At 71.6% G+C, this 18987-nt stretch carries 17 protein-coding genes; all 17 read left to right on the top strand.

All coding sequences use genetic code 11. The features are described from left to right. Positions 1-83: 83 nt before the first annotated feature. Positions 84-803, top strand: a complete 720-nt coding sequence (locus tag PV342_RS28915; protein ID WP_500319235.1) for a FadR/GntR family transcriptional regulator — start codon at positions 84-86, stop codon at positions 801-803. An 83-nt stretch (positions 804-886) separates the two neighbouring features. After that, positions 887-1078, top strand: coding sequence for a hypothetical protein (locus PV342_RS28910; RefSeq protein WP_400805029.1), 192 nt, complete (start codon positions 887-889; stop codon positions 1076-1078). After that, the gene (locus PV342_RS28905; RefSeq protein ID WP_400805027.1) at positions 1078-2067 is read left to right on the top strand and encodes an aldo/keto reductase; all 990 of its coding nucleotides are present in this window, start codon (positions 1078-1080) and stop codon (positions 2065-2067) included. The genes PV342_RS28910 and PV342_RS28905 overlap by 1 nt, the downstream gene beginning before the upstream one ends. Then, on the top strand, positions 2064-3011 hold the full coding sequence (locus PV342_RS28900) for an amidohydrolase family protein (protein WP_500319232.1): 948 nt from the start codon (positions 2064-2066) through the stop codon (positions 3009-3011). The genes PV342_RS28905 and PV342_RS28900 overlap by 4 nt, the downstream gene beginning before the upstream one ends. Continuing rightward, the gene (gene larA / locus PV342_RS28895) at positions 3008-4288 is read left to right on the top strand and encodes a nickel-dependent lactate racemase (protein WP_400805023.1); all 1281 of its coding nucleotides are present in this window, start codon (positions 3008-3010) and stop codon (positions 4286-4288) included. Before PV342_RS28900 ends, larA begins: the two co-directional genes overlap by 4 nt. Continuing rightward, entirely contained in the window at positions 4285-4974 is a 690-nt protein-coding gene (gene larB / locus PV342_RS28890) for a nickel pincer cofactor biosynthesis protein LarB (RefSeq protein WP_400805021.1), read from the top strand. The genes larA and larB overlap by 4 nt, the downstream gene beginning before the upstream one ends. Next, a complete protein-coding gene (larC, locus tag PV342_RS28885; protein WP_400805019.1) occupies positions 4971-6161 on the top strand; it encodes a nickel pincer cofactor biosynthesis protein LarC in 1191 nt (396 codons plus the stop codon). Before larB ends, larC begins: the two co-directional genes overlap by 4 nt. Beyond that, positions 6151-6978 (top strand): ATP-dependent sacrificial sulfur transferase LarE, encoded by an 828-nt coding sequence (gene larE / locus PV342_RS28880; protein ID WP_400805018.1) that lies wholly within the window; start codon positions 6151-6153, stop codon positions 6976-6978. The genes larC and larE overlap by 11 nt, the downstream gene beginning before the upstream one ends. Before the next feature lie 211 nt (positions 6979-7189). Further along, complete coding sequence (locus tag PV342_RS28875; RefSeq protein ID WP_392612334.1) at positions 7190-7513, top strand: hypothetical protein; 324 nt, start codon at positions 7190-7192, stop codon at positions 7511-7513. Beyond that, a complete protein-coding gene (locus PV342_RS28870) occupies positions 7510-7881 on the top strand; it encodes a fic family toxin-antitoxin system, toxin component (RefSeq protein ID WP_329190579.1) in 372 nt (123 codons plus the stop codon). The genes PV342_RS28875 and PV342_RS28870 overlap by 4 nt, the downstream gene beginning before the upstream one ends. A gap of 346 nt (positions 7882-8227) precedes the next feature. Beyond that, positions 8228-9478 (top strand): DUF418 domain-containing protein, encoded by a 1251-nt coding sequence (locus PV342_RS28865; protein WP_400805017.1) that lies wholly within the window; start codon positions 8228-8230, stop codon positions 9476-9478. A gap of 87 nt (positions 9479-9565) precedes the next feature. Next, entirely contained in the window at positions 9566-9832 is a 267-nt protein-coding gene (locus tag PV342_RS28860; RefSeq protein WP_500319231.1) for a hypothetical protein, read from the top strand. Between the two features lie 534 nt (positions 9833-10366). After that, a complete protein-coding gene (locus PV342_RS28855) occupies positions 10367-11317 on the top strand; it encodes a hypothetical protein (RefSeq protein ID WP_500319230.1) in 951 nt (316 codons plus the stop codon). A gap of 88 nt (positions 11318-11405) precedes the next feature. After that, positions 11406-12374 carry a sugar phosphate isomerase/epimerase family protein gene (locus PV342_RS28850; RefSeq protein WP_386992753.1) on the top strand — a complete coding sequence of 323 codons (969 nt, stop codon included), beginning with the start codon at positions 11406-11408 and terminating at the stop codon, positions 12372-12374. Between the two features lie 116 nt (positions 12375-12490). After that, the gene (locus PV342_RS28845; protein WP_500319229.1) at positions 12491-15811 is read left to right on the top strand and encodes a PQQ-dependent sugar dehydrogenase; all 3321 of its coding nucleotides are present in this window, start codon (positions 12491-12493) and stop codon (positions 15809-15811) included. A 279-nt stretch (positions 15812-16090) separates the two neighbouring features. Continuing rightward, positions 16091-17257, top strand: coding sequence for an ROK family protein (locus PV342_RS28840; RefSeq protein ID WP_500319227.1), 1167 nt, complete (start codon positions 16091-16093; stop codon positions 17255-17257). A 793-nt stretch (positions 17258-18050) separates the two neighbouring features. Continuing rightward, positions 18051-18851 carry a maleylpyruvate isomerase family mycothiol-dependent enzyme gene (locus PV342_RS28835; protein ID WP_400805010.1) on the top strand — a complete coding sequence of 267 codons (801 nt, stop codon included), beginning with the start codon at positions 18051-18053 and terminating at the stop codon, positions 18849-18851. The last annotated feature ends 136 nt before the right edge of the window (positions 18852-18987 follow it).

Raw genomic sequence — 18987 nt, 5'->3', positions numbered from 1 at the left:
CTGCAAGCCATCCCATCTCTTTTGCAGCGATGGGATGTATTGCTACGCTGCCGCCGCCCGGGCAACCATCAGGGAGCAGACGGATGTCATTGACCGACAAGGCGATCGACCGCATCAGGGACCTCATTCACTCCGGCGAGCTGCGACCGGGTGCCAAGCTCCCGCCCGAGCAGCAACTGGCATCCGAACTCGGGCTGTCCCGCAACCTGATGCGGGAAGCGGTGAAAGCGCTGGTCGTCGCGCGGGTGCTGGAGATCCGCCGGGGGGACGGCACATATGTGACCAGCCTCGAACCCGAGTTGCTGCTGAGCAGCATCGGGTCCGCGGTGGAACTGCTGCGCGGCGACACCCTGCTGGAGCTGACCGAGGTGCGCCGGCTGTTCGAACCGGTCGCCACCGGGCTCGCCGCCACACGCATCTCGGCCGAGGGGCTGGCGGAGGTCGAACGGCATCTCGACGCGATGCGGGCCGCCCGGGACGACGTGGAGCAGCTCAACCAGCACGACGCCGCCTTCCACCGTGCGGTCATCGCGGCCACCGGCAACGCCACCCTCGCCACCCTGCTGGAGGGGATCTCCGGCCGGACGCTGCGTGCCCGTGTCTGGCGCGGTCTGGTCGACGACGACGCCGCGGCACGCACGGTCGCCGAACACGAGGCGATCCACCGGGCGCTGGCCGCCGGGGACGCCCCCCTGGCCCAGGCGGCCGCCCTCCTGCACGTCAGTACCACCGAGCAGTGGCTGCGCGAGCACCTGGAACCGAACGGCGGCGTCCCGGGCGACGCCGCCGACCCGCGGCATTGACCTTACATCTCATCGCCACCCCGTGGCCGGCCCGAGGACCCGCCGTCCGCGGGCGGGCACGTGCCATCAGCGAGGAGCACCCCATGATCTTCCCGCGCGTCGGCCCGGCGGGCTTCGAACGTCCCCCCGCCCTCGACGCCGACGGCGTCGCCCACGACCTGACACAGCGCGCCGCCGGCATCGACGGCGTCTTCCCGTCCGGCAACGGCCGCGACGTGGCCGAGGCGGACATCGACCGGCCCGGCCGTCGGCGGCACGTCCTCGGGCGGGCCTGATGATCCCCACCGAACGCCCCTGGTACGCGGAACGGGTTCCTCTGGGACGCTCCGGCGTGACCGTCAGCCGCATCGGGCTGGGCACCGCTCCGCTGGGCGGCCTGTACTCGGCTGTCGGCGGACGGCAGGCCGCCGACACACTCGACGCCGCCTGGAGGGCCGGGATCCGGTACTTCGACACCGCCCCGCACTACGGTGCCGGGCTCGCCGAGCAGCGGCTCGGCGCCTTCCTCACCGGAGCGGGCCATCCGCGCGCGGAATGCACGGTGTCCACCAAGGTCGGCCGGCTGCTCGTACCCGGCGCATCCGCACCGGGAGACGAGGCCTTCCACGGCGACCCCGGACTCGTCAGGGTCCGCGACTACAGTGCCGAAGGCGTCTACCGCTCACTCGCCGAGAGCCTGGAGCGCTCCGGCCTCGACGCCTTCGACGTCGTCCTCATCCACGACCCGGACGAGCACTGGGAGGAGGCCGTCACCGGCGCGTACCCGGCACTGGCACGGCTGCGCGACGAGGGAGCCGTACGGGCGATCGGCGCGGGCATGAACCAGACGGGGATACTCACCCGCCTCGTCACCGAGACCGACCTCGACTGCGTGCTCGTGGCAGGCCGCTACTCCCTGCTGGACCACAGCGCGGCCGACGAGTTGCTGCCCGCGTGCGCCGAACGCGGGGTGGGCGTCCTGGTCGGCGGTGTGTTCAACAGCGGCATCCTCGCGAATCTGGCCCCCGACGCCATGTACGACTACGCGCCGGCTCCCCAAGAGGTCCTGCACCACGCGCTCGCCCTCAAGGAACGATGCGCCGAGTACGGCGTCCCGCTGGCGGCGGCGGCGCTGCGGTTCCCGCTGCGGCACCCGGCCGTCACCGGTGTCGTCGTCGGGGCGCGCAGTGCGCAGGAGGTCACCGTGAACGTCGCGCACACCTCCGCGACGATCCCCGAAGAGCTGTGGGCGGAACTCGACGCCCTGGAACGGGACAGGCGATGAGCAGGATCGACGCGCACCACCACATCTGGAGGCCGGCACCGGCGCCTCCGCCCTCCCCCTCCCCGCGCAGCGGTCCCGGGCCGCGGCGCCGCGTGCACGCATGGCTCGACGCACCCGAAATGGCCCCGGTGCGCCAGGACTTCACCTTGGAGGACCTGGCACCTGCGGCCCTGGCGGCGGGCATCGACCGGACGATCCTGGTCCAGGTCCTGCCCGACGCCGACGAGACCACGGAGTTCCTGGCTCTGGCCTCGTCGGCGGGGAGGGTCGCCGGCGTCGTCGGCTGGGCCGACCTCACCGCGGACGGTCTCACCGGCACGCTGGACGCCCTGCGGGCGTCGCCCGGCGGCGACCTCCTGGTGGGCATCCGGCACCTGGTGCAGGCCGAGCGGGACCCGGGCTGGCTGACCCGGCCCGACGTGCATCGGGGGCTGCGCACGGTCGCGGAGGCCGGCCTCGCCTACGACCTGCTCGTCCTTCCGCGGCAGCTGCCCGCGGCCGTCGCCGCCGTCAGGGAGCTGCCGGAACTCACCTTCGTCCTGGACCATCTGGCCAAGCCGCCCATCGCCGCGGGCGAACTGCGGCCCTGGGCCTCGTCGATCCGCGAACTGGCGGCGCTGCCCAACGTGTTCTGCAAGCTGTCCGGAATGGTCACCGAGGCCGACTGGCACGAGTGGGATGTGGCCGCCCTGCGCCCCTTCGCCGACGTGGTCCTCGACGCCTTCGGCCCGGAGCGGGTGATGTTCGGCTCGGACTGGCCGGTATGCCTGCTGGCCGCCTCGTACGAGGAGGTCGTCGGCGCCGCGGAGGAACTGACCGCCGGCCTGACCGGGATGGAGCGTTCCCACGTCTTCGGCGCGACGGCGGAACGCGCCTATCGCCTGGGCGAGGTGCATCGCCGAGGGCGCCCCGGCGAAGGAAGGGCCGCGGAGGGGGCGCGATGAAGGTACGTCTCGCCTACGGGCGGTCAGGGCTGGACATCGAGGTGGATCCGCGGAGAACGACCGTCGTCGAGCCCGTCCACCACGCTGCGGCCGCGGACCAGCCGGCCGTCCTGCGCGCGGCCCTGCGCGACCCGGTCGCCGGGCCCCCACTGCGCGAGAGGGTGCGCCCTGGGCAGACGGTGGCCATCTCGGCATGCGACGGCACCCGGCCGCAGCCCCGGCACCTGATGATCCCGGCCGTCCTGGACGAACTCGACGGCGTCGTCCGCCGGGAGGACGTCGTGATCCTCGTGGCGACGGGCACCCACCGCGGCAACGACGAGTCCGAGCTGCGGGCGATGTTCGGCGACGACACCGTGGACACGGTGAGGATCGTCAACCACGACGCCCGCGACGCCGGGCAGCTGACATGGATGGGCAGGCACGGCAACGGCGTACCGGTGTGGCTCAACCGGGAATGGGTGGAGGCGGACGTCCGGATCACCACCGGCTTCGTCGAACCCCACTTCTTCGCCGGCTTCTCCGGCGGCCCGAAACTCGTCGCGCCCGGGCTCGCCGCACTGGAGACCGTGCTCGTGCTGCACGACGCGGCCCGCATCGGCGATCCGCGCGCCACCTGGGGCATCACCCGTGGGAACCCGGTCCACGACGACGTGCGCGCCATCGCGCAGGCCACGGGGGTCACCTTCGCCCTGGACGTGGTGCTCAACCGGGACAAGGACGTCGTCGCCGCGTTCGGCGGCGATCTGCTGCCGATGCACGCCGCCGCCACGGCCACGGCCGCCCGGATGGCGATGCGCCCGGTGGAGGCGCCGTTCGACGTCGTCGTCACCACCAACTCCGGCCATCCGCTGGACCAGAACCTGTACCAGGCGGTCAAGGGCATGTCGGCGGCCTACCAGGTGGTCCGGCCCGGAGGGACGATCGTGTGCGCGGCCGAGTGCCGTGACGGCTTCCCCGACCACGGCGCCTACCGCCGGGTTCTGGCTTCCGCCCCGTCCCCCCAGGCGCTGTTCGCCGAGATCACCGCGCGGGCCGAGACGGTTCCCGACCAGTGGCAGGTGCAGATCCAGGCCCGCATCCAGTCGGGCAGCCGGGTCATCATGCACACCTCCTTCCTCAGCGACGCGGAACTGGCGACCGCGCACCTGGAGCAGACCCACGACATCTCCGCCACCGTCGCCGAGGCGCTGGCCGCCGCGGGTCCGGACGCCCGCCTGTGCGTCCTGCCGGAAGGTCCGCAGACCATCCCGTACGTGGAAGGGGCCCGGCCGTGAACGAGGTACTGGACCTGGGATACGCGCGACTCGACATCGGTCGCGAGGCACGGCAGGGACTGCCCGAGGTCGTGTACGGCCCCGGCAAGACCGTGGAGCAGATCGCCGGCATCGTCGGCGGCCTCCTGGAGCACAACTCCGGGCCCGTCCTCGCCACCCGCGTCGCCCCCGAAACGGCGGCGGCGGTCCTGGAGAGGGTGGACGCCGGCGCGTACGACGAGGAGGCCCGGCTGCTGCACTGGCGGCCGGCGGCCTCCGTGCGCTTCTCCGTCGTGGTGGCCGCCGCCGGGACGTCCGACCGTCCGGTGGCCGCCGAAGCCATCGCTGTGGCCTCGGCCATCGGTCTGGACACAACGGTCGTGCACGACGTGGGAGTCGCCGGGCTCGACCGCGTCCTGCAGGTGCGCGGCCTGTTGCAGTCCGCCGACGCGGTGATCGTCGTGGCGGGCATGGAAGGCGCCCTGGCCAGTGTCGTGGGCGGACTGGTGTGCGCCCCCGTCGTGGCGGTACCGGTTTCCACCGGCTACGGCGCCTCGCTGGAGGGTGTGACCGCGCTGCTCGCCATGCACGCCTCCTGCGCGGCCGGGGTGACCGTGGTCAACATCGACTCCGGGTTCTCGGCGGCCATGGCGGTCCACCGCATCGCTCGGTCCCGCCCGGCGGCAGGTCGCGAGGACACCGGATGATCTGCTGGATCAACCCGTTCACCGGACTGGCCGGCGACATGCTGCTGGCCGCCCTGATCGACGCGGGAGCACCGCTCGACAGGATCCGGGCCGCCATCGCCGCCACCGGCCTGACCGGCTGGGGCCTGACGGCCGAACGCGTCACCGACCACGGACTGGCCGCCACGCGCGTACGCGTGGAGGTGACCGATCCCCACACCGAGCGCCGCGCCGCGGAGATGGTCGAGCTTGCCTCCCGGGCCGCTCCACGTCCCGTCGCGGCCCTCGCCGTCGCCGCCCTCACCGCCGTCGCCGAGGCGGAGGGGCGACTGCACGACGCCGACCCTGCCGACGTCCATCTGCACGAACTCGGCGGCCACGACACCCTTGTCGACGTCGTCGGCAGCGCCGCGGCCTTGCACGCCCTCGGCGTCAGCGACGTCGTCAGCTCGCCTCTGCCACTCGGCCGGGGCGAGGTCAACTCCGCGCACGGCGTCCTGCCCGTCCCCGCTCCGGCCACCCTCGCCCTGCTGGCCGGGGCAGCCGTCCGGGGCACCGACCTGCCGGGGGAAACGGTCACGCCCACCGGCGCCGCGCTGCTGCACGCCGTCGCCGCCCGCTACGGCCCGCCGCCGCCCATGACACTGGGCCCCACCGGCTACGGAGCGGGCACCCGCCGCCTGCCCGACCGGCCCAACGTCGTCTCCGTCACCTTGGGCTCCGCGGCGCCGGCCGCCCCGGACGCGGCGAACGAGGCGGTCATCGTCCTGGAGACCAATCTCGACGACGTCACCGGAGAGCTTCTCGGGCACGTCATCGCCCGCGCGCTGGACGCCGGTGCCCTCGACGCCTGGACGACCGCCGCGGTGATGAAGAAGGGCAGGCCCGCGCAGGTCCTCCACGTCCTCACCACCCCGCACCACGAACGGCGGCTGCGCGACCTGGTCCTGGCCGAGACCGGCACGCTCGGCATCCGGCGCGTCGGTGCGACCCGCACCACGCTGCCGCGCGCCTTCGAGACCGTCGACGTCGACGGACACACCGTCCGGATCAAACACGGTCCGTACGCGGCCAAGCCCGAGCACGACGACCTGGCGGCCGCGGCCGGCGCGCTGGGTCTGCCCCTGCGCGCCGTCGCCGCGCGCGCACTGCGTCTGAGCCGGGGACCGGCAACGGTGACGAGCCAGGAGGAGAACAGTGACGATTGACGACGTCCTGGAGCGCCGGCTCCTGGACCGCGTGCGCGCGCTCGGCGGCCCCGTCGCCGTCGCCTACTCGGGCGGCGCCGATTCCGCCCTCGTCCTCGCCGCGGCCGCACGGGCTCTCGGGCCCGAGCGCGTCCTGGCCGTCACCGCCGTCTCGGAGAGTCTGGCCGACGGTGAGCTCTCCCGCGCGCGGCATCTCACCGACGACCTCGGCATCGTCCATCTGGCGCCGCGCACCGATGAGTTGTCCCAAGCCGGTTACCGGGCCAACGGGCCCGACCGCTGCTACTTCTGCAAGTCCGAGGTGCTGGACACCATCACCGCGCTCGCACACGAGCACGGCTTCGACCTGGTGGCCACCGGCACCAACGCCGACGACGCGGCCGATCCGCACCGTCCGGGCATCCGCGCGGGGCGGGAACGCGGCATCCGGACACCGCTCCTCGACGCCGCCCTGACGAAGGCGGACGTGCGCCGCCTCAGCCGGCACTGGTCGCTGCCCACCTGGGACAAACCCGCGACTCCCTGTCTTGCCAGCCGCGTCCGCCACGGCATCGAGGTCACCTCCTACCGCCTGGCACGCATCGACCGCGCGGAGAAGGCGGTAAGGGCGCTGGCGGCCGAGGCCGGGGTGCGGGGAATGAGGGACCTTCGGGTCCGCGACCTCGGAGACCTGGCTCGCATCGAGGTGGATCCGGCCCTCGTGGTCCGGATCGCGGCACTGCCGGGCCTCGCCGAAGCCCTCACCGAGGCAGGCTTCGGCGGCGTGCCCCACCGTGTCGAGCCGTTTCGCTCGGGTCGACTCAACTTCGAGGCCTGATCGCGACGTCGGGCAGTAACCGATGGCCGGCAGGCGACCTGCCTGCCCCGCCCCCGACCGCCCATGTCCACGGACCCCAGGAATCCATCCAGACGAACGGAAGCCAGAACCTCAGCTGCCGCCGGCAAACGCTGCGGCCGGCGGGAACCCGGCCGCCGACGGGAACGGCAAGCTGCCACTCACTGTGGATACCAGTGATACCGTGGCTACCATGACGGCATCAGAGAAAACAGAGAAGAAGGCCATGAGCCTTCGCTTCCCTGACCCCGACCAGTACGCGGCCATCGCCGCGGCCGCGAAGGCAGCCGACATGAGCATGCAGGACTACGTGCTCTCCGCCGCCTACGAACGCGCCACCGCCGTCGAGCGGGTCTTCCTCGAGGCTGCCAAGCGGCACGGGGACTACACCCGCGATGCCTTCGCCGAGATCGGCGACAACGAGCCCGACACCGAGCGGCGCGCCGCCGCTCAGGCCGCGCGCCGCCGCCTGGACGAGCTGGACGGCGCCGAGGCCGGTCACGGGAACGCCGCGTGATCCACCGCATCGACGTGCCGTTCCTGCTGCATGCCGCCGAGCAGATCGATGGCGACCCGCAGGTGCACGAGCTGGGACCGCTGTACGCCGCGGTGGCCCGCGTGCAAGCCAGCGCCATGGAACGCGACGTGTACGGCTCCGTCTACCTCAAGGCGGCCGCGCTGCTGCACACCCTGGCCCGGCTGCCCTCCCTGGAGCACTCGAACCTGCAGTTCGCGTGGGTGAGCACCGTCGGATTCCTGACCCTGCAGGGCCACAGCCTGGACTACCAGCCCAAGGTCGCAGCCGCTCTCGTCCGCGACGTGGAGGCCGGCAAGGTCATCGTGGAGGAGATCGCCGTGACCCTTCGCGGCTGGACCGTCCGCTGAGCTCCGGCGAGAACCTTCGCCGCCACTACGATGTTCCGGCCCCGGTCCGGGACGGGTTGCCGACTGCACAGGGACGACGCGACAGGCACATCTCGACGGTGCACTCGTCGGCAGGGCGCCCGGCCGGACATCGCCCCCGAACCGGAAGCCGCCGACGGTGCGCCGGCCGCGGGAAGCACGCGGCTTTCACCACTCGGTAGCTCCCGCGCAGGCAGGGGTGGCCCGTGCACCGGCGGGGGGCGGGACGGTCTCGGGTATGCGTGGCGGAGGCCACAGCCGCCTGGCGGGGGAATTCCCGGCACCTGCCGGATGGCGTGGGACCGGTGGCGTCGCGAGTCTGATGCGCATGACCCACGCATCACCCGGCGCGGCCCAGGTTCCGGCATCGCTCGACAAGGTCCCGGAGGCCGGCTCCCGATTCCGCTCCGTGGCGGCGGGACGGCTGATCGGCGTCGACCTCGCGCGGGGTCTGGCCATCCTGGGAATGTTCGCCGCTCATGTGGGTCCCGACCCCTCCGCGGGCGGCCCGCTCGGCTGGGTGATGGAGCTGGCCCGGGGCCGGTCCTCCGCGCTGTTCGCCCTCCTCGCCGGGTTCTCCCTGGTCCTGCTCACCGGCCGGCCGGAGCCGCGTGCCGGCCGGGCGGGCCGGCAGGCCGTGGGACGGGTGCTGATCCGCGCCGTCGTCCTCATCGTCCTCGGGTACCTGCTGACGGACCTGGGCACGTCCATCGACGTGATCCTCTCCTCTTACGGTCTTGCCTTCGTCTTCGTCCTGCCCCTGCACCGGCTGCGGGCCCGCACGCTGACGCTGGTCGCGGCGGCCACCGCGCTCGTGCTGCCACAGATCCTGTACGTACTGCGGGTCGCCGTCGACAACGGCGGCTGGAGCGACGCGGTGATCGCGCACGACCCGCTGGCCCGGCTGACCGGCTCGGACGGTTTTCTGGAGCTGCTGGTCACCGGGGACTACCCGGTGCTGACGTGGATGTCCTTCCTCATCGCCGGGATGGCCGTGGCCCGGCTCGACCTGCGGCGGCCCGGCGTGCGCGCGAAGGTCGCCGTGTGCGGGGCGGCACTGGCCCTGCTCGGCTACGGCGGCTCCTGGCTGGCCCTGCACCTGGCTCCGGGCGCGCGGGCCGCGATCAGCGCGGCCGCGGACGGCGCACCCGCCGCCTCGGCCTGGTGGTCGGACACGCTGTCCGGGGTCTACGGGGACCAGGTCGTCGACACACCCTCCTGGTTGCTGGTGGCCGCCCCGCACAGCCAGACGACGTTCTCGATCCTCGGCAACACGGGGATCGCACTCCTGGTGCTGGCCATGTGCCTGGCCGTGGTCGAGCGGTCGGCACGCGTGCGGTGGGCGGCCACGCCCTTGATCGCCGTCGGTTCGATCTCGCTGACCGCGTACGTCGGCCACATCATCGCCATCAAGGTCCTGGGCGTCGACGACATGCCCGACTCCGCCGCTCTGCCGGTCCTGCTCTCCTTCGCCGCGGCAGCGATGGTGCTGGCCCACGCCTGGACCCGGATCTTCCGGCGAGGGCCACTGGAGGTCCTCATGCACGCGGCCACCGCCCCGGCCCGGCTGATCAGCTGAGCGACGGCGAGTGCTTCCGGCGTCCGGTGGCGGAACGCGGAGGATCGTGACCCCGGCGGGAGCGCGAACGCCGCCCCGCTCGCGTCCGTGGTGGGCCGGGAGAGCTGCTACCAGCTGCTCTTGCAGGGCGGACGGCCCGGTGAGCGTCCCGGAAACCTCGGCGCCGCGGCCGCCCGTACGAAGTGGACCCCCTCCACACCGCCGTGGCCGCCGATCGCCGTGACGTGGACGAGGGCGGCCACTTCCTCATCCCTCCGCGCCGAGCAGAGGGTTCCCATCGGCGGCGTGCCGACGACCGCACGGGGACCGCAGGCGCGGATCGGCTACGTCGTGGCAGTCCACGACCAGGCCTGACCGGTCAGGAAGGCCGGCATCGGCGAAGGGGAAAACACGGTCGCGCCTCCGGTGGGTACGGCCGGTCCGATCCGGTCCGCAGACCGAGCAGACCGAGCAGACCGAGAGCTGTCGTGGTGGCAGTTGGCGCAGCGTCACGAGCGTGCTGCAGAGCGTCACCCCTGTCAAGGCGCTATCCAACATTTCATTGAATTCATTTCACGGATGTCGGCGATCTTTTGACGGTTCGCCAAAAAGATTCTGCCGACTCCGTCCAAAGCTCTGGACAGCACTGGGGACCCTGGTTAGCGTTCCAGCCGATCCACACGATGTTGCGTCGATGTAACGCCAGTACGGCCTTGCTACCCACCCGCCCCGCACGCCGGGGCCATATGTGACGCGTCCGTACCGCCGACGAGAGCTGACCTCCCACCCGCCGCGAGCGGCGGCTCCACCTCGTCACAGCTGTCCCGCACTCCGCAGCACCCCGCCCTGGCGGGGGTTCCCGGCCGCGGCATGTCGTCGCGGCCGTCAACGCAGCAGAAGGGAAGCCCCATGAAGATCCGTTCCTACCTCGTCGCAGTCTCGTTGGTGGCCTCGGGCGGGCTGGTCACGATCGCGGCGCCCGCGCAGGCGGCGCTCACGACGACCTGTGTGGGAGAAGGCGGGGCCGTCACCGTGAGCGGCGCCCTCGTGGTACCGGCCGGCGCGTCCTGCACGCTGACCGGTACGAAGGTCAAGGGCACGGTGACGATCGAGGCCGGCGCCGACCTCGTGGCGAAGGGCGTCACCTTCAGCAGCACCGTCGCCGTCGGGAACAACGCCTACCTGGACATCACCGACAGCAGCGTCAAGGGCGCGGTGACCCAGCAGGGAGCCTTCGGCGTCCACGTGCAGAACACCGCGGCGAACGGCGGCATTTCGGCCGTCGACGGCTTCCTGTACAGCGTCGACTCCACGGTCAAGGGAGACGTCAGAGCCTCCTCGGGCGAGCTGTACATCTCGGGCACCACCGTCTCCGGCGCCGTCACAGGCGACGCGAACCTCTACACCGACGTCTACGACACCACCGTCGGCACGACGCTCACCGTGAGCGCCAACACGCTCGGCGGTGTCCTGTGCGCAAGCGAGGTCGAGGGCGACACGGCGTACCGGAACAACTCCGACACCCTCCAGCTCGGCGGCGACGGCCCGCTCAGTTCCTGCGCGCAGGCCACCTACCTCCGCGGCGACCTCGCGGTCACCGACAACAACGCGAACGCGATCCTGGACAACACCATCGTCCGCGGCAAGCTCATCGCCAGCGACAACAGCCCCGCACTCCAGGTGGGCGAACTGGCCCGCGTCCGCGGCGGCATCACCGCGACCACCACCGCCCCCTCGGCGTCACTCGCCCGTGCGGCCAAGGCGGCCCCGCAGGACCGCGGCGCCGACCTCGCCGCGAAGGTGGCGGAGCGTACCGCGCAGGCGGAGGCCGCGGCGGCCGCCGCGGGCACCGGGCTGTGACCCCACTCCGTCCACGGGCGGAAAGCGCTCCGCACCACCGCACACGTCACACCCCACTCTTCTTCGCCGCATCCACCAAGGAGTGACCGTGGGCCACCTGAACAAATCCTTCGACCGCAGAGACTTCCTGCGGGCCACCGCCGGCACCACCGTGGCGCTCGCCGCCGCCTCCGTCGTCGGCGCCGCGACGGCACCGGCCGCCTCCGCCGCGCCCAGCATCCTGTCCATCCCGAAGGACCGCATCTCCCTGCAGCTCTACAGCGTCCGTGACAAGGTCTCCTCGCTCGGCTTCCGGGTCGTCCTGGAGGAGATGGCACGCATCGGCTACAAGGAGATCGAGTTCGCGGGCTACACCCAGAACACCTCGATCCTCGGCCGGCAGATCACGCTCCAGGAGATCCGGCAGCTGCTGGACGACAACGGTCTGAAGGCGATCGGCAGCCACGTCGGCATCGGGGACCTGCGCTCCAACCTCCAGGCCCAGCTCGACGCGGCGCAGATCCTGGGCATGCCTCACGTCGGCACCGCCAACGCGCCGTCGAACTCCAACACGGTCGCGGGCTACCTCGCCGCGGCGGAGGAGTTCAACACCTGGGGGCAGGCGGCCGCCGCCCGCGGTCTGAAGCTCTACCAGCACAACCACGCCGGCGAGTTCGCCTTCGCCACCGACCAGCCGTCGGTCCGGCTGTACGACGTCTTCCTGCGCAACACCGACCCGCGCTACGTCTACCTGGAGATGGACGTGTACTGGGCCTACGTGGGCCAGCACCGCTGGCCGGGCTTCGACCCCGCGGCCTACGTGCGCAACCAGCCCTACCGCTACCCGCTGTTCCACATGAAGGACGGCGCCGCCAGCACGGGGGCGGACGGCTACTCCATCGTCGAGTTCGGCGCCGGCGTCCTGCCGTACCAGCAGTTCATCCGGGACATCGGCGCCCGCGGCAGCCACGTCGGCGTCTGGGAGCAGGACACCGCTCCCAACACCCAGCCCAACCCGCCGGGTTCGTTCGGCGCCGCGCAGCGCAGCTTCACCGCACTGCAGCAGCTGCTCGCCTGACCGCGGGCACCCCACCGGGCACAGCCCGCCATCGGCGTTCCGCTGCCACGGCCCGATCGGCGGGCCGGCCCGGCCGCGCACCTCCTGACCGGCACAGACCAAGGAGACGCATCACTGTGTACCGTACCCTCAGAGGCCTCATGGCCGGGGTGCTCCTCGCATCGCTGCCCATGCTGGGCGGCCTCGCCTTAGCACCGGCAGTGCAGGCGCGCCCGGACGACGCGCGCGCGAGCGCTGCCGCCGACCCCGCCGTGGACTGGTCGAACTACGAGAAGGTCACGCTCAGCAAGACCACCGGAGAGCCGATCGACCTCGCCGTGCTGCCCGATCTGCGCGTCCTGCACACCGCCCGCAACGGCGATCTGCGGATGACCGACCCCGGCACCGGCATCACCAAGGTCGTGAACCACCTCGACGTCTACCAGAACTCAGAGATGGGTCTGCAGACCGTCACCCTCGACCCGGACTTCGCCAACAACCACTGGGTCTACCTCTACTACTCGCCGCCGCTGAACACTCCCACCGGTTCGGCCCCCGAGCGGCTGCCGTCCGGGCAGACCGACGCCTACTGGAAGCAGTGGGAGGGCTACGACGCCCTCACCCGCTTCAAGTGGACGGGTGACCAGCTCGACCTGTCCACCGGCCAGGAGATCATCCGCGTCACCACCAACCGCGGTCAGTGCTGCCACGTCGCCGGTGACGTCGACTTCGACGCGCAGGGCAACCTCTACCTGTCCACCGGCGGCAACACGCCCGCGTCCGGGCCGAATGTGAACGGTTACACGCCGATCAACGACGCGGCCACCTACAACCCCGGCCTCGACGAGCGCCGCGGCTCCGGCAACACCAACGACCTGCGCGGCAAGATCCTGCGCATCCACGTCCAGGACGACGGCAGCTACACCATCCCGTCGGGCAACCTGTTCCCCGTCGGTACGCCCAAGACCCGTCCCGAGATCTTCGTGATGGGCCTGCGCAACCCCTACCGCATGGCGGTGGACAAGGCCACGGGCGCCGTGATGTGGGGCGACTACGGCCCCGACGCCGGCAACGCCGACGCCAACCGGGGGCCGATGGGCTACGTCGAGTGGGACACCACCACCACCGCCATGAACAGCGGCTGGCCGTTCTGCACCGGTGACAACACCCGTCCCTACCGGGACTTCGACTTCGCCACCCTCACTCCCGGCCCCGCCTTCGACTGCGCCGCGCCGGTCAACGACTCCCGCTGGAACACCGGCCTCACCGAGCTGCCCCCGGCGAGGGCGGCCACCTTGTGGTACGGCGACCGCGACACCGACCAGCCGTGGCCGGAACTGACCGCCTTCCGCGGTCCTGGCGGCCCCGGCGGCCAGGCGCCGATGGGCGGCCCGGTCTACCACTACGACGAGTCCAACCCGGCTCCGGGCAAGTTCCCCGCCTACTGGGACGGCAAGGCCTTCCTCGGGGAGTTCTCCCAGGACTACGTCGCCGCCCTGACCCTGGCGGGCCCGGACGGGCCGGTCACCAAGCTGGAGAACGTCCTGCCCAACAGCGAGCGTGCCGGCAACGGCATCCCGCCATGGGACAACCCGATGGACCTGGAGTTCGGCCCCGACGGCGCGCTCTACGTCCTCGACTACGGTGACGGCTTCTTCCGGCAGAACCCCGACGCGGGCCTCTACCGGATCGACTACGCGGAGGGCAACAAGGCCCCCACCGCGGTGATCAGCGCCAGCCCCTCCTCGGGCCAGGCGCCGCTGACCGTCTCCTTCAGCGCCACCGGTTCCAGCGACCCGGAAGGCAGTGCCCTCACCTACCAGTGGGACCTCGACGGCAACGGCACGTTCGAGACCTCCGGCCCGACGGCCAGCCGCACGTATCCCGACAACGGGCAGCTCCAGGCCCGCCTCAAGGTCACCGACCCCGAGGGCAAGACCGGCCTGACCAGCAAGCAGATCACCGTGGGCAACACCGCGCCGACGGTCGCGTTCAGCTCCCCGCCCAACGGTGGCTTCTTCACCTGGGGCGACGTGGTGCCGTACGCCACCCGGATCGACGATCCGGAGGACGGCACCAACATCGACTGCACCAAGGCCGCCTGGACCCTCGGCCTCGGCCACAACCAGCACGGCCACCCGGTGACCAGCGGGACCGGCTGCTCGGGGGCGATCACCACCCCGGCCGACGCCGGCCACGGTGACACGGAGAACGTCTTCGGCGTCCTCGGTCTCACCTACACCGACCGGGGCGCCGGCAGTGTGCCCCCGGCGACCAGCGACGCCCAGGTCGTCCTCAACCCCGCGCTGATGCAGGGCGAGCACTACGACTCGGCACAGGGCGTCACGATCACCGATGACACCACCGCCTCCGGACAGCGCAAGCTGACCGCCTTCGACGCCGGCGACTGGATCGGCTACGACCCGGTGTCCTTCGCCGGGATCACCGGCGTGCAGACTCGCGCCGCCGGCGCAGGAACCCTGTCGCTGCGCTGGGGCACGCCCAGGTCCGACCCGTTCGCCACGATCACGGTGCCGGCGGGCGACGGCTGGCAGACCGTCAACACGGCGCTCAGTTCGGCTCCCACCGGCACAGGGCAGCTCTACATCACCTCCTCGGGCGGCGTCGACGTGGACTCCTTCACCTTCCAGGGGTCCGGTATCGCCGACAGGACCCCGCCGACGGTGACGGCCACCCTCAACCCGGCGCAGCCCACGGGCAGCAACGGCTGGTACACCGGCAACGTGTCGCTGACCGTCAGCGCCACCGACAACGGGGCCGTCAAGAGCCGGGAGTACTCGCTCAACGGCGGAACGACCTGGCTGAGCGCGAACAGCACCGTCACCCTCTCCGCGGAGGGGATGAGTTCCATCCGGTACCGGGCGACGGACACGGCCGACAACGTCTCCACGGTGGGCACCATCGCCGTCCGCATCGACCGGACCGGACCCGCCGTGACGGTCACCGGTGTGACGGCCGACACCGCCTACGGGAACTCCCAGCGCCCGACGCCGGTGGTATCGGTCACGGACGCCGTCTCCGGGGGGCCGACCGCGACCGCGCTGCTGGACGGTACGGCGGTCACGCCGGGGCAGCCCCTGCTGCTGTGGCGGTTGCCGTTGGGGGGCCACGACCTGGTGGTCACAGGCCGTGACGCGGCGGGCAACACCACCACTCGCACGGTGCACTTCACCACCAGCACCTCCTTCGACGAGCTGGACACTCTGATCACCCAGCTGCGTACGGAGAACCGGCTGACCGAGCAGGGCCGGCAGCGGCTGACGGTCCGGCTCGACCAGGCCCGGGCGCACGCTGACGCGGGGCGCACCAACCAGGCGGCCGCGGTCCTGGACCAGGTCGCCCAACTGGCCGCGGACGCCCATCTGGTGACCGACACGGCCGCGCGGACCGCGATCGCCCGCGATGCCCTCGCCGTGAAGGGAGGCCTGACCGGCTGACGCCAGGAGTGCTGCCCGGCGGTCGAAGGGCCGGGCAGCACCTTGTCAGTGGCTCCAGGGCTCACCGGTGGCCGTCGCGGGACGGCGGCTGCCCGCCCTGGAGTCCTTCCACATGCCCTCCGTTCCCGAGCTGATATCCCCGTCGGGCGACTTCCGGTACCGATGCTTTTTTCGTTTCGGATTTAACTTTCGATGATCCGCGTGAAAGCCATTGACGCTTATCGAGTAACGCCCCTAACGTTTTGTCATACATTCGGCCGATACTCGGGAAGTGAGTCTGTGAGCATCCAGTACCGCGTGCTGAGCCTGTTGCGCGACCTCGGACCGCTGTCGCGCGCGCAGCTGTCCGACGAGCTGGAAGTGGCGAGGCCGAGGCTGCTGGCTGAACTCGAAGCCCTGATCGCGGCCGGGAAGGTGCTCGAGGCAGGACGCGCCACCTCTCGCGGCGGCCGCCCTTCCACACTCGTCCAACTCGACCCCGAGATCCGGTTCGCGGCGGTGGACCTGGGGGCCAGTTCGATCGACATCGAGATCACCGACGGAGGGCTGAAACCGATCGCCTCCTATGCCGAGGCCGCCGACATCCGCAAAGGCCCGCGTGCGGTCCTGGACAGGGTCAACGAACTCCTGAACAAAATGGCGGGCAAGTCCGGGTGCGCGCGGTTCAACTCCATAGGCATCGGACTGCCGGGACCGGTCAGCTTCAAGGAAGGCATCTCGGTCTCCCCGCCGATCATGCCGGGCTGGGACCGCTTTCCCGTCCGGAACACCCTCACCGACGCGCACGGCTGCCCGGTCGTGGTGGACAACGACGTGAACGTGATGGCCCTCGGCGAGAGGTACGCCGGGGTCGCCAGGTCCGTCGACAACCTGCTCTTCGTCAAGATCGGCAGCGGCATAGGCTGCGGTGTCCAGGTCCACGGGCAGATCTACCGCGGGTCGGAGGGATCCGCGGGCGACATCGGCCACATCCAGGTCGCGGCGGAGGGACCGGCCTGCGCGTGCGGCAGGACCGGGTGCCTGGAGGCCTTCTTCGGCGGTGTGGCCCTGGCCCGCGACGCCACCGCCGCCGCCCGTTCGGGGCGGTCGCCGGCGCTGGCCGAACGCCTCGCCGCGGAGGGCGGCCTCACCGCGGTCGACGTGGCGGAATGCGCGGCCGGCGGAGACGTCACGTGCGTCAACCTGATCCGGGACGGCGGCCACCGGGTGGGGCAGGTCCTCGCCACGCTGGTCAGCTTCATCAACCCGTCGATGATCGTGATCGGCGGCGGCGTCTCCGGGCTCGGCCATCTGCTGCTCGCCGAGATCCGCAGCGTCGTCTACAAGGGCTCGCTACCGCTCGCCACAGGAAACCTGCAGATCGCGCTGTCGGAACTCGGCCCGCGCGCCGGAGTGGCCGGCGCGGCGCTGCTGGCCAGCGAACTCGACTTCAAGAGACATCTCTGACGAAGACGGCGTGTTCGCCGGCCACCCCGCCTGAAGGCGGCGCTGGGGCGCGACGTACCGGTCCCCGGCGGCCATCTCCACCTCGGCCTGACGGACATTGAGCGGATCGACCCCAACCGGGTGGCCATGGTGCTGCGCCGCTCTGCCCGCAGGTGCCGAGCATGAACCGGAGGTGGGGCGGCTCATCATCGCGCCGGGCGGGTGGGACAGGCCGTCATCGACCGGGGCGAAGAGGGGTGGCGAGGGCATCCTCGACCGCAGGCGGCGCGTCCGGGCCCCGACGCGGCCCTTCTCCGCTCCCGACTGCTTCCAGGCGGTCCAGAACCGTCTTGGCAGGGACCCGGCCGCGGAGCAGTTTCCACGTCTCGACCCCACAACCCGCCACGGACCCGAGACCCGCGAGAAGAACCAATACACGCCATCGCAGCCACCACTGCTCATGGGCCACCGCACTGGCCGCCACGGACACGCCCATGAGTAGCGGACCGCCGGCCTTGCGCAGCCACAGTTCGATCCAGTCCCACATGCGCTTGTCCCCTGCCTCGTCTGTGCCGCCCCCTTTCGGGAGGCCGGGCCGGGCATATGTGGCCACGGTGAGGGCGTCCGGCACCAGGCTGCCCCTGCCAGAGCACCCACAGGCACGATGCCTCGCGTACCGCCACCACCAGCGTCCTCGCAGCAGTGCGCAGCTTGTCACCCGAGCGGTGGGAGGCGAGGGCGTCCGCAATGGCCAACCGGCGGCGACTGTGAAAATCGCTATCCGATCACCGGAGCACGGTGATAGACATCCGGCGTGGCAAAGACTCTTGAGTTCCCTGACCTGTTGCGACTGATCGAGGAACGGTCGACCGCCTTCCGCGCCGTGGTCGCCGCCGCGCCCGGTCTCGACGCGCAGGTGCCGACCTGCCCCGGGTGGACGCTGTTCGATCTGGTGAAGCACCTGGGTGGGGGAGACCGTTTCTGGGCCGCCATCGTCGACGCGGGGTCTGCCGACGCTCCCCCGGCCGAGGCCGTCGCCGCGCGCGCCGCGCTGGAAGTGCCGCAGGAGCGTGAGGCCCTGCTGGCCTGGCTGGACGCGTCGACGCAGCTTCTGCTGGGAGCCCTGCGCGCGGCGGGGCCGGAGAACGGTTGCTGGACGTGGTGGCCCGCGTCGCAGTCACCGCAGACCGCCGGCGGCACCGCCCGGCACCGGGTCCAGGAGACCGCGGTGCACACCTACGACGCCCAGCTCGCCGGGAGCGCCACGCAGCCGCTGCCGGTCGAGCTGGCGCTCGACGGTGTGGAGGAGTTCCTGTTCACCGTCTGCGCAACGCCGAGTGCCTGGCCGCACAAGCCCACGGCCTTCGACTTCCACGCCGCCGAGGGCCGCTCCTGGCGCCTCACCGTCGACGGCGACGGTGCACGAACCACCCGCATCCCCGCGCCCACCGCCGCGACCGGCGAAGACCCGGACGCAGCCGGCGCATCCGTCCACGGCACGGCCAGTGAGCTGGTCCTCTACCTGTACGACCGGATCCAGGCCGACTCCTTGCACGTTGACGGAGACGCAGGGCTGCTCGACCTGCTCCGCGCCTGGGAGCCGGAGGAGAAGTAGGACGTAGCGGGGGCGGTTGACCGCGCCTCGAGCCGGTAAGACACGACTCTTCGCCAGGTTCGTCAACGCGGCACCGGGCTCAAACCCGCGAGGCCGCCTCGGGGCGTCACCGAGCCGACCGTCTACCTGGATGGCA

This window comes from Streptomyces sp. PA03-3a, from assembly GCF_033792735.1.
Taxonomy (GTDB): domain Bacteria; phylum Actinomycetota; class Actinomycetes; order Streptomycetales; family Streptomycetaceae; genus Actinacidiphila.
Note: the sequence above shows the minus strand (reverse complement) of the source record. Positions and strands in the feature narration are given on the sequence as shown.

Excerpts from the sequence above, each read along its gene's own strand:
- PV342_RS28855 (WP_500319230.1), top strand. The coding sequence starts at position 10,367 with ATGAAGATCCGTTCCTACCTCGTCGCAGTCTCGTTGGTGGCCTCGGGC.
- larA (WP_400805023.1), top strand. The coding sequence starts at position 3,008 with ATGAAGGTACGTCTCGCCTACGGGCGGTCAGGGCTGGACATCGAGGTG.
- PV342_RS28900 (WP_500319232.1), top strand. The coding sequence starts at position 2,064 with ATGAGCAGGATCGACGCGCACCACCACATCTGGAGGCCGGCACCGGCG.
- larC (WP_400805019.1), top strand. The coding sequence starts at position 4,971 with ATGATCTGCTGGATCAACCCGTTCACCGGACTGGCCGGCGACATGCTG.
- PV342_RS28865 (WP_400805017.1), top strand. The coding sequence starts at position 8,228 with ATGACCCACGCATCACCCGGCGCGGCCCAGGTTCCGGCATCGCTCGAC.
- PV342_RS28915 (WP_500319235.1), top strand. The coding sequence starts at position 84 with ATGTCATTGACCGACAAGGCGATCGACCGCATCAGGGACCTCATTCAC.
- PV342_RS28905 (WP_400805027.1), top strand. The coding sequence starts at position 1,078 with ATGATCCCCACCGAACGCCCCTGGTACGCGGAACGGGTTCCTCTGGGA.
- PV342_RS28875 (WP_392612334.1), top strand. The coding sequence starts at position 7,190 with ATGACGGCATCAGAGAAAACAGAGAAGAAGGCCATGAGCCTTCGCTTC.
- PV342_RS28910 (WP_400805029.1), top strand. The coding sequence starts at position 887 with ATGATCTTCCCGCGCGTCGGCCCGGCGGGCTTCGAACGTCCCCCCGCC.